The 9,566-nt window shown below is 71.7% G+C and carries 12 protein-coding genes; 8 read left to right on the top strand and 4 right to left on the bottom strand.

Annotated elements, in window-relative coordinates:
- The 8 genes from ribD to FRW57_RS12055 all read left to right on the top strand — a co-directional run.
- A partial coding sequence (gene ribD / locus FRW57_RS12090) for a bifunctional diaminohydroxyphosphoribosylaminopyrimidine deaminase/5-amino-6-(5-phosphoribosylamino)uracil reductase RibD (protein WP_152186093.1) occupies nucleotides 1–913 on the top strand: 913 nt, incomplete at its 5' end.
- Entirely contained in the window at nucleotides 913–1,566 is a 654-nt protein-coding gene (locus tag FRW57_RS12085) for a riboflavin synthase (RefSeq protein WP_137121998.1), read from the top strand. The genes ribD and FRW57_RS12085, both read left to right, overlap by 1 nt.
- A complete protein-coding gene (locus tag FRW57_RS12080; protein ID WP_137121999.1) occupies nucleotides 1,563–2,270 on the top strand; it encodes a nicotinamide mononucleotide transporter family protein in 708 nt (235 codons plus the stop codon). The genes FRW57_RS12085 and FRW57_RS12080 overlap by 4 nt, the downstream gene beginning before the upstream one ends.
- Complete coding sequence (locus FRW57_RS12075) at nucleotides 2,267–3,499, top strand: bifunctional 3,4-dihydroxy-2-butanone-4-phosphate synthase/GTP cyclohydrolase II (protein ID WP_137122000.1); 1,233 nt, start codon at nucleotides 2,267–2,269, stop codon at nucleotides 3,497–3,499. The genes FRW57_RS12080 and FRW57_RS12075 overlap by 4 nt, the downstream gene beginning before the upstream one ends.
- Nucleotides 3,496–3,987: a 6,7-dimethyl-8-ribityllumazine synthase gene (ribH, locus tag FRW57_RS12070; RefSeq protein ID WP_137122001.1), complete on the top strand. Its 492-nt coding sequence runs from the start codon at nucleotides 3,496–3,498 to the stop codon at nucleotides 3,985–3,987. The genes FRW57_RS12075 and ribH overlap by 4 nt, the downstream gene beginning before the upstream one ends.
- Before the next feature lie 11 nt (nucleotides 3,988–3,998).
- Nucleotides 3,999–4,262 carry a phosphoribosyl-ATP diphosphatase gene (locus FRW57_RS12065; RefSeq protein WP_137122002.1) on the top strand — a complete coding sequence of 88 codons (264 nt, stop codon included), beginning with the start codon at nucleotides 3,999–4,001 and terminating at the stop codon, nucleotides 4,260–4,262.
- A 16-nt stretch (nucleotides 4,263–4,278) separates the two neighbouring features.
- Complete coding sequence (gene hisG, locus FRW57_RS12060; RefSeq protein WP_137122003.1) at nucleotides 4,279–5,127, top strand: ATP phosphoribosyltransferase; 849 nt, start codon at nucleotides 4,279–4,281, stop codon at nucleotides 5,125–5,127.
- Nucleotides 5,127–5,621 carry a PH domain-containing protein gene (locus FRW57_RS12055; RefSeq protein WP_137122004.1) on the top strand — a complete coding sequence of 165 codons (495 nt, stop codon included), beginning with the start codon at nucleotides 5,127–5,129 and terminating at the stop codon, nucleotides 5,619–5,621. Before hisG ends, FRW57_RS12055 begins: the two co-directional genes overlap by 1 nt.
- 13 nt (nucleotides 5,622–5,634) lie before the next feature.
- On the opposite strand, the gene FRW57_RS12050 is transcribed toward FRW57_RS12055, so the two are convergent.
- The 4 genes from FRW57_RS12050 to FRW57_RS12035 form a co-directional block, all read right to left on the bottom strand.
- Nucleotides 5,635–6,315 (bottom strand): hypothetical protein, encoded by a 681-nt coding sequence (locus tag FRW57_RS12050; RefSeq protein ID WP_137122005.1) that lies wholly within the window; start codon nucleotides 6,313–6,315, stop codon nucleotides 5,635–5,637.
- A 98-nt stretch (nucleotides 6,316–6,413) separates the two neighbouring features.
- Nucleotides 6,414–7,481, bottom strand: a complete 1,068-nt coding sequence (locus FRW57_RS12045; RefSeq protein ID WP_137122006.1) for an S-adenosylmethionine:tRNA ribosyltransferase-isomerase — start codon at nucleotides 7,479–7,481, stop codon at nucleotides 6,414–6,416.
- Nucleotides 7,478–8,176: an SDR family NAD(P)-dependent oxidoreductase gene (locus FRW57_RS12040; protein WP_137122007.1), complete on the bottom strand. Its 699-nt coding sequence runs from the start codon at nucleotides 8,174–8,176 to the stop codon at nucleotides 7,478–7,480. Before FRW57_RS12040 ends, FRW57_RS12045 begins: the two co-directional genes overlap by 4 nt.
- Before the next feature lie 77 nt (nucleotides 8,177–8,253).
- Nucleotides 8,254–9,444, bottom strand: a complete 1,191-nt coding sequence (locus FRW57_RS12035; protein WP_137122008.1) for an MFS transporter — start codon at nucleotides 9,442–9,444, stop codon at nucleotides 8,254–8,256.
- Nucleotides 9,445–9,566: the final 122 nt, after the last annotated feature.

Below are 9,566 nucleotides of genomic sequence, written 5' to 3'. Positions count from 1 at the left end.
GGGCTTCCACGCAGGAGCGGGTTCCGCGCACGCCGAGGTGGTCGCGTTGGCGCGCGCTGGCGATGCCGCACGCGGTGGCACGGCCGTGGTCACCCTCGAGCCGTGCAACCACACCGGTCTGACCGGCCCGTGCACCCGGGCCCTGGTCGATGCGGGCGTCTCCCGGGTCGTCTTCGGTCAGGCCGACCCCAACCCGGTGGCGCGCGGCGGAGCAGCGGAGCTGGAGGCGGCCGGCATCCAGGTGGTGCCAGGAGTGCTCGCAGACGAGGCCGAAGCGTTGAACCAGGCGTGGACCTTCGCGTTCCGGCACGGCCGCCCGCGGGTCACCTGGAAGTTCGCGGCCACCCTCGACGGACGGTCCGCCGCAGTGGACGGCACGAGCCGGTGGATCACCGGGCCCGAAGCCCGCGCCGACGTCCACGACCTGCGCGCGGAGTGCGACGCGATCCTGGTCGGCACCGGCACCGTCCTGACGGATGACCCCCAGTTGACCGTGCGGCACCCTGATGGCAGCCTGCGTGACCGTCAACCGCTGCGCGTCGTCGCCGGCACCAGCACGATCCCCGCCGGCGCCCGCATCCTGGATGACGCAGCCCCGACCGTGCTGTTCCCCGAGCACGACCCGGCCCTGGTGCTGAAGGCCCTGCACGAGCAGGAGATCCATCATGTGTGGCTCGAGGGGGGACCCACCCTCGCGGCGGCCTTCCTGCGAGCCGGCCTCGTGGACGAGATTGTCGCCTACCTCGCACCGATCCTGCTGGGAGCCGGCCGGAACGCCGTCGGCGACCTCGGGATCGACACCATCGGCGCGGCGCTGCGGTTGGAGCCCACCGAGGTCCGGACGGTCGGTGCGGACGTGCGCGTGCGCGCCAGCGTCGTGAGCCTGACCACCAGCCACGAGGAGCCGCGCTGATGTTCACCGGGATCGTCGAAGAGCTCGGCGAGGTCGCTGCCGTCCAGTGGGGTGCCGGCCAGACCTCAGCGGTGTTGAGCCTGCGGGGGCCGCTGGCCACGAGCGGTGTCGCGCACGGTGCCTCCGTCGCCGTCAACGGCGTGTGCCTCACGGTGACGTCGTGGTCCGGCGACACGTTCGACGTCGATGTCATGGCCGAGACGCTGCACCGCAGCAGCCTCGGCGCCCTCTCGGTCGGCGACCGGGTCAACCTCGAGCGCGCCATGCCGGCCGGCGGCCGCTTCGGCGGGCACATCGTGCAGGGCCACGTGGACGGCACCGGCACGATCGCCGCCCGCACACCGGGCGAGAAGTGGGAGGTCGTCCGGGTGACCCTCCCGGCGGCCCTGTCCCGCTATGTCGTCGAGAAGGGGTCGATCACCGTCGACGGGGTGTCCCTCACCGTCTCGGGAGTGGGTGAGGGCTGGTTCGAGGTCTCATTGATCCCGACCACGCTGTCCGCTACCACGTTGGGCGGCGCGAGCATCGGTGACCTGGTCAACCTCGAGGTGGACGTCATTGCCAAGTACGTCGAGCGCCTGCTCTCGCCGACGGTCGATGAGGGCGCAGCCTCTTTGCCGCCTGCGTCCGGGCCGGGGGAGGGGAACGAGTGAACGTCCTCGAGCGGCTCTTCGACGCCCAGCTGACGATCTTCGGTCAGGGCATCCTCTGGCGTGAGATCGTCGGCAACGTCTTCGGCTTCGCCTCCGCCATCGGGGGCCTGCAGCGCCGGGTCTGGGCCTGGCCGGCCGGCATCGTGGGCAACGCCCTGCTGTTCACGGTCTTCTTCGGCGTGGCGTTCACCAACCCGCAGCACGAGACCCTGTTCGGCCAGGCGGCTCGCCAGGTCTTCTTCATCGTCACGAGCATCTACGGCTGGTGGCGCTGGCGCCAGCTGAAGGGCCGCCGCAACGACGACTCCCGGGCCATCACGCCTCGCTGGGCGACGGCCGCCGAACGCCTGCACTACGTGGCCTTCTGGGTCGGCGGCGTGGTCATCGCCCAGTGGGCGTTCGCTGCTGTGGGGGCGGGGTGGCCGGCTCCCCGGTGGTACTACTGGGCGGACGCCTGGATCTTCGTGGGCTCCATCGTCGCGACCTATGCCATGGCCCGGGGGTGGAACGACTTCTGGCTCGCCTGGATCGGGGTGGACGTGGTCGGCGTCCCACTGCTCGTGCACTCGCGCTTCTACCCGTCCGCGGTGCTGTATGCCGTCTACGCGGGTCTGGTCCTCTATGGCTTCTTCGTGTGGTTGCGCGTCTCGCGCGTCGAAGCATCCCCACCGGGCGCGCTGACGGAACAGGTGACGGCACGATGAGAACCACGACCCTGGCCGGCGTCGAGACGGCTCTGCGGGCCCTGCGAGAAGGCCGACCGGTCCTCGTCCTCGATGACGAGGACCGCGAGAACGAGGGCGACGTCATCCTGGCGGCGGAGACGGTGACCGACGACTGGCTGGCCTGGACCATCCGGCACAGCTCTGGCGTCGTGTGCGCGCCGATGACCGACGACATCGCCGACCGGCTGGACCTGCCGCCCATGGTGAGGCACAACGAGGATCCGCGCGGGACGGCATACACCGTGTCCGTCGACGCCCGGCGAGGTGTGACCACCGGCATCAGCGCCGCCGACCGGGCGCACACGCTGCGGCTGCTCGCCGACCCCACCACTGCACCGGAGGACCTGGTGCGGCCCGGTCACGTCTTCCCGTTGCGCGCCAAGGCCGCTGGCGTCCTGGAACGGCCGGGCCACACCGAGGCGGCCACGGACCTGTGCCGGCTCGCGGGGCTGGCACCCGTCGGCGTCATCGCGGAGCTGGTGCATGACGACGGCAGGATGATGCGCCTGGCCGGGGTGGTGGAGCTCGGGGCGGCCCACGACCTGCCGGTGATCACCATCGAGCGGCTGATCGCCTGGCGACAGCGCCACGACCGCGTGGAGCGAGGCGCGGAGACCCGGCTCCCGACCGCCCACGGCGAGTTCCGGGTCATCGGCTACCGCGACCGGGTGACTGGCGCCGAGCACCTGGCGCTGGTCAGCCCGCGCGGTGTGGGATCGGCAAACCCGCTGGTGCGGCTGCACTCCGAGTGCCTGACCGGTGACGTGTTCGGCTCCCGGCGCTGCGACTGCGGCCCACAGCTGGCCCTCGCGCTCGAACGGGTCGCGGTCCACGGCGGCGCGGTCGTCTATCTGCGCGGCCACGAGGGGCGGGGCGTCGGGCTGCTGCACAAGCTCGAGGCCTACGCGTTGCAGGACAACGGGTTCGACACCGTCGACGCGCAGGTCGAGCTGGGCCTGCCGATCGACGCGCGGGAGTATGCCGCGGGCGCCGCCATCCTGGCCGACCTGGGTATCGACGCGGTCCGCCTGCTCACCAACAATCCGATGAAGGTCAACGCCCTGCGTGACAACGGGATCGACGTGGTCGCGGTCGAGCGGCTCCAGGTCCCGGCGGGAGCCGACAACGAACGCTACCTGCGGACCAAGCGCGACCGGATGGGGCACCGGCTGGTGCTCGACGCCGGCGACGAGGGAGTCACGGCATGAGCGGCGGCGGATCACCCCGTCTGACGGTGGACGGGAGCGGCCTTCGGGTCCGGGTCGTCGCTGCCTCCTGGCACACGACAGTCATGGACGGCCTGCTGGACGGCGCCCGCCGGGGACTCGAGGACGCGCACGTCGCCGACATGGAGGTCGTGCGCGTGCCCGGGACCTTCGAGCTGGCCGTGGCGTGCGCCCGGTTGGCCCCGACGTGTGACGCGCTGGTCGCGCTCGGCGTCGTGATCCGCGGCGGCACACCGCACTTCGACTACGTCTGCCAGGCCGCGACGGTCGGGCTGACCGAGGTGAGCCTGCGCACGGGCACCCCGGTCGGCTTCGGGGTGCTGACCTGCGATGACGAGCAGCAGGCGCTGGACCGCGCCGGTCTGCCGGGGTCGGTGGAGGACAAGGGTTACGAGGCCGCGACCGCCGCGGTGGCCACCGTCGTGGCGTTGCGTGAGACTGCCGTGCCGGAGGGGGCGTCCGCCCCGTAACCTTGCCTCCCGTGAAGACCTTTGATGCCCTGTATGCCGAGCTGGTCGCCAAGGCGACCGAGCGGCCGGAGGGATCCGGCACCGTCGCGGCCCTCGACGCCGGCGTGCATGCCATCGGCAAGAAGGTGGTCGAGGAGGCGGCGGAGGTCTGGATGGCGGCCGAGCACGAGGGCAGGGACCGCACGGCCGAGGAGATCAGCCAGCTGCTCTACCACCTCCAGGTACTCATGATCGCCTCCGACATCTCGCTCGACGACGTCTACGCCCACCTCTGACCGGGGGACCGCACGCATGCTGAGGATCGCAGTACCCAACAAGGGCAGCCTGGCCGAGCCGGCTGCCGAGATGCTCCGTGAGGCGGGATACCGCGGTCGGCGCGACCACCGTGAGCTCGTCCTCGTCGACACCGACAACGAGGTCGAGTTCTTCTACCTGCGTCCACGGGACATCGCCGTCTACGTCGGTTCGGGCACGTTGGACGTGGGCATCACCGGACGAGACCTGATGCTCGACTCGGGCAGCCCGGCGCAGGAGGTCCTCCCGCTGGGTTTCGGCCGGTCGACCTTCCACTACGCCGCTCCCGATCACGACCTCCCGGACGGTCGAGCAGGCCTGGCGGGCAAGCGGATTGCCACCAGTTTCCCGGGCTTGGTGCAGGCCGACCTCGCCCGCCACGACATCACGGCGGAGGTCGTCCGCCTCGACGGTGCGGTCGAGACCGCCGTGACCCTGGGAGTCGCCGACCTGATCGCCGACGTGGTGGAGACCGGCACGACGTTGCGACAGGCCGGCCTGGCGATCTGTGGTGATCCGATCCTCCAGAGCGAGGCGGTGCTGATCCGTCGTCAGGACAGCCCGTCCAAGGCGGCGATCGACGTCCTCGCCCGCCGGATCCAGGGTGTGCTCACCGCGCAGCGCTACGTGATGATGGACTACGACATCCGGGCCGACCTCGTCGAGCAGGCGGTGGGGCTCACGCCGGGGCTGGAGTCCCCGACGGTGTCGCCGTTGCACGACGAGGCCTACGTGGCGGTGCGCAGCATGGTGCCGCGGGAGCAGACCAACCGGCTGATGGACTCGCTCTACGAGCTCGGCGCCAGGGCGATCCTGGTCACCGAGATCAGCGCCTGCAGGCTCTGATGGCCGAGAGCTCGCCGACCGTCCATCGAGATCCGTATGCCGTGTTCCGGCCCCGCGGAGGCCGCTACGTCGCGCTCGCGGCGGCGGCCGTCTCGGTCGTGCTGTTCATCGTGGTCGCGATCACGGTGCCGGGCCCGGAGGTGGCCTTCGGCGGTTGGACGTTCATCGACCGGCTGATGCTTGTCGCGGTCGGCCTGCTCCTCGCGGCGGTGCTGATGCGGTTTGCGACCATCAAGGCCGTACCCACCCCACAGGGCCTGCTCGTGCGCAACCTCGTGACCACACGCCACCTCGAGTGGACCCAGATCGTCGCCGTCCAGTTCTCGGGCGGGGCGCCGTGGCTCTCACTCGACCTGGACGACGCCGACACCGTGTCGGTCATGGCGATCCAGAAGTCCGACGGCGCCTTCGCCCGCGCCGAGGCGGGCCGGCTCTCCGCCCTCGTGCAGGTGCACAGCGCGCCGGACGGGCCGAGGGAGGCCCCGGCGGGCTGACGCCCGCCGGGGGCTAGCGCAACGTCTGGGGAAGACGCAGCGGTGTGGTGTGCTCCGTCGCCGGGACGCCGACCATCGCCTTGACCTCGGTGATGGCGGAGGTCAGTAGCTCGACCAGCCGGTTGTCCGGGTCGCTCACCGCGGCCTCGGCAATCCCCTGCACGGACACCGCGAGGATGTTGGGCGCCGCGGTCCGCCGGAAGGAGCGGATCGACACCCGCGAACGGCCGGTGAAGTCCTTGGCCCACTGACGAGCCAGGGGCACACGCGCGAGCGCGTCAGCGGCGGGCTCGCTGAGGTGGTCCCACGGTCGTCCGTCGAGGCCGGCGAGCACCCGCTCCGAGGTCAGCACGCCGACGGCGAGGATGTTCTGGCGCGCCTGCGATGCGATGGGCAGGGCGCTGGTCGCGGAACGCAGCGCGAGCCGCGCATCCACGTGTGGGTCGTCGCTGGTGAGGCCGATGACCTCGGGGATCAGCGGGATGAGCCTGCTGCGCGTGGTGTCGTCGACGGCGTCGTTGACCATGCGGGCGAGCGCGGCCAGCAGTCGGTGCGTGCACTCGGGATGGTCGCTCCACCGCTCGCCGGCCAGGTAGGACGCCATCTCCATGAAGCACGCCCCCTTCCGCGGATTGCGATGCCGTCCGCGGGCGAGCACGGGAACGAGGTCTGGGGTGGTCTGGTGTCGTGTCATGGCTGCTCCAAGGGTCGTGGTCAGAACCCTCTTCCAGTCTGCCCCCGTTGACGCGAAGGCACCACCCCTGCCGAGGAGCGAGGGGTGCACCGGGTGACTCAGCCCGGCAGGAACAGTGCGGCATCGCCGAACTCGTGCCACAGGTACCCGTGTGCCACGGCCGCGTCATAGGCCCGTTGGGTCAGCGCCGGCCCGGCCACCGACTCGACCAGCAGGAGGTGGGACGCCTCGGGCTCGTGCCACCCGGTGATCAGGCCGTCCACGACGCGGGCCGGGGCGTCCGGTGAGATCACCCGATCGGTCCAGCCGGATGCGGCGGACACCGTGCCGTCCGGGTCCACCGCCGACTCCAGCGCCCGGGTGACCGTGGTCCCGACGGCCACCACCCGACCACCGCTCTGACGCGTCGCGTTGACCATCCGTGCGGTCGCAGGGGGCACCGCGAAGCGCTCCACCTGCGGAGGCTCGCCCGCCTCCTGGGAGGACAGGCCGGTGTGCAGCGTGATCGTCACCACGACGGTGCCGCGTGCCACGAGACGAGTCACCAGGTCAGCGGTGAACGGCCGGCCGGCACTGGGCATCTCGGCGCTGCCGGGTCGGTGCGCGAAGGCGGTCTGGTAGTCCGGCAGCGGGTAGCGGCCGGACAGGTAACCGTAGGAGACGGGACGTCCGTGCCGCAGCAGGTGCTGGGTCAGAGGCCGCGGACCCGTGACGCTCGCACGCCACAACCGGGCACCCTGTCCCGTCGGGGAGGCGGCGGGCCCGGGATACGGCTCGAGCAGCCGCAGTCCCGTGGCACCAGTCAGCCCGACGTGGTCACCAGGCGCTGCGTCCAGGACCGGAGCAGCGGCACGCGGCGCGGTGCGCAGCTCGACCACCCAAGCGCCGTCATCGAGCCGGGTCGCGACGTGCACGACGACAGGGCGGTCGCGCCACCGGCCGTCCGTCTCGGCGGCGAACGTGGCCGAGTTGTTCACGACCACCAGGTCGCCCGGGTCCAGGTAGGCGGGCAGGTCGCGGAACCGGGCGTGCACGATCCCTCGACCCGACGCGACCATCAGGCGGACCTCGTCACGGGCGAGGCCACGCGCCTCCGCCGGACCGGAGGCGACGCCGTCCGTGGGGCCGGTGAACCGGGTCCGCGCGGTCGCGCTGACCGAGGTCATCCGGCCACCCGACCCGCGTCCAGGAACTCGGTCACCCGGTGGCGGCCGCTGGCCGGTCGTTGCCGCAGGAGCTCGAGCAGTCCGGGGACGACAGCCTCCGGCAGCGGCCGATCGCTGATGTCCTCGCCCGGGAAGGCGGCCTGGTGCATGGCGGTGCGCATGTCGCCGGGATCAATGGCGTAGGCGGCGAGCCACGGATTCTCCGCACCCAGGGTCAGCGTGAGGTGGTCGAGCGCGGCCTTCGTGGCGGCATACGCCCCCCATCCCGCGTAGTGCTCCACGGACGCGTCGGAGGTGATGTTGACCAGGACGCCGTGGGAGGTCCGCAGCAGCGGCAGGAGGTCCTGGGCGAGGGCCAGCGGGGCGACCACGTTGGTCAACCAGGCGCCGTCCAGGTCGTCCAGCTCGAGCGCCGCGACCGGTGGCATCGGCGTGGCACCGAGGGTGCTCGCGTTGTTGACGAGCAGGTCGAGCCGGCCCAGATCGGTGGCCGCTCGGACCAGCTCCTCGCGGTGTGTCGGGTCCGTGACGTCGCCGGGGATCGCGCGGACTCGGGGGCCGAGCGCACGGGTGGCCTCGCGCAGTCGTGGGGCGTCGCGGCCATCGGTGACGACGTCCCAGCCGGCCGAGGCCAGCGCGGTGGTCAGTGCGTGCCCGAGCCCCGCCGAGCCGCCCGTGATGAGTGCAGTGGGCATCGTGGGTCCTCCTTCGTTGCTGCCTACGAAAGAAGCCTCGTACGTCAAGTGCGCTTGAGGTCAACCCGAAGGTGGGGTCAGGCGATGCGGTCTCGATGAGGTCCCAGCAACAGGGCCAGACCCAGCTGCACCGCCATCAGACACAGCAGGGCCAGCCAGACGGTGTGGAAGCCACTGGCGGCGTCACGCACTGCGCCCATCGTCGCCGGGCCGAACGAAGCGACCGTGTAACTCACGAAGAAGCACATGGCCGCGAGTCGACCGCTGGCAGAAGGCGTCTCGGCGTAGTCCACCAGGAGCACCAGGCCCAGTGAGAAGGCCGCGCCCTGCCCCAGACCCAGGATGACGACCCACGCCCAGGGTGCCGCCTCCGGGGCGAAGGCGAGGCCTGACATGCCAACCGTCCCGAGCAGGCCGACCGGCAGCAGCAGCAGTCGGCGGTCACGCACCCGGTCGGTGAGCACCGGCCCGACGAGACCGGAGACGAGCTGCGCCAGGGTGAAGGCCGCGAGCAGGTAACCGGCCAGGGAGGGGGCCCACCCGTGGGCGACGTAGGAAGGCGCGACCCAGGCCAGGCTGGAGTAGAACTGCCACGACTGCACGCCCAGGTAGGCCGCCACCGCCCACGCCGTCAGGTGACGCCACGGCAGGCGGTGCGGATCGTCCGGAGGAGCAAAGGTGGCACGCTGCGTGCGCTCCCGGGCGGAGACGGGCAGCCAGGCCAGTGCGCCCACCAGCCCGAGCAGCGACCACGAGGCCAGTGACGCCTCCCACGAGCCGAGCCAGTGTGAGAAGGGGACCGCGAGCGCGGAGGACAGCGCGGCGCCACCCATCATGGAGAGCATGTAGAGCCCGGTGACCAGCCCCGCGCGCTGTGGCGGGAAGAGCTCCTTGACCAGGCTGGGCAGCAGCGTGCCGGCGATGGCGATACCGACCCCGGCGACGAACGTGCCGACATACAGCGTCCAGATCTCGGCACCGGCCAGGCGCAGGAGGCAGCCGACGACGACGCCCACCGTCGCGAGCTGGACGGCTCCGGCGGGGCCGACCCGTCGGCCGAGTCGGGCAGCCAGCGGCGCGAACAGCCCCATGCACAGGACCGGGAGGGTGGTGAGGGCACCGGACCAGGCACTCGACAGGTGCAGGTCGGCCTCGATCGTGTCGACCAGCGGCGGCACGCTGGCGATCACCGCGCGCAGGTTGATCGACACCGCCACCAGGGCGAGCGCGAGGAGCCACGGCGGGCGGCGCGTGGCCGGCGCGGTCACGTGGTGTCCAGCACGAGGTCGGCGTGGTCGCGGGGCCGGTGCCGGGCGAAGAGGGACTCCTCCTGCCTCGCCCACCGGTCCCAGTGCGGCCGGTAGCTCTCGCCGTCGCGGGCGAGCGCGCG

This window comes from Segeticoccus rhizosphaerae (assembly GCF_009192725.1).
GTDB classification, from domain to species: domain Bacteria; phylum Actinomycetota; class Actinomycetes; order Actinomycetales; family Dermatophilaceae; genus Segeticoccus; species Segeticoccus rhizosphaerae.
This window is presented reverse-complemented; position numbering and strand designations above follow the sequence as displayed.

Coding starts and splice junctions, on each gene's coding strand:
- hisG (WP_137122003.1), top strand. CDS start 4,279: ATGCTGAGGATCGCAGTACCCAACAAGGGCAGCCTGGCCGAGCCGGCT.
- FRW57_RS12055 (WP_137122004.1), top strand. CDS start 5,127: ATGGCCGAGAGCTCGCCGACCGTCCATCGAGATCCGTATGCCGTGTTC.
- FRW57_RS12085 (WP_137121998.1), top strand. CDS start 913: ATGTTCACCGGGATCGTCGAAGAGCTCGGCGAGGTCGCTGCCGTCCAG.
- FRW57_RS12050 (WP_137122005.1), bottom strand. CDS start 6,315: ATGACACGACACCAGACCACCCCAGACCTCGTTCCCGTGCTCGCCCGC.
- FRW57_RS12045 (WP_137122006.1), bottom strand. CDS start 7,481: ATGACCTCGGTCAGCGCGACCGCGCGGACCCGGTTCACCGGCCCCACG.
- ribH (WP_137122001.1), top strand. CDS start 3,496: ATGAGCGGCGGCGGATCACCCCGTCTGACGGTGGACGGGAGCGGCCTT.
- FRW57_RS12075 (WP_137122000.1), top strand. CDS start 2,267: ATGAGAACCACGACCCTGGCCGGCGTCGAGACGGCTCTGCGGGCCCTG.
- FRW57_RS12040 (WP_137122007.1), bottom strand. CDS start 8,176: ATGCCCACTGCACTCATCACGGGCGGCTCGGCGGGGCTCGGGCACGCA.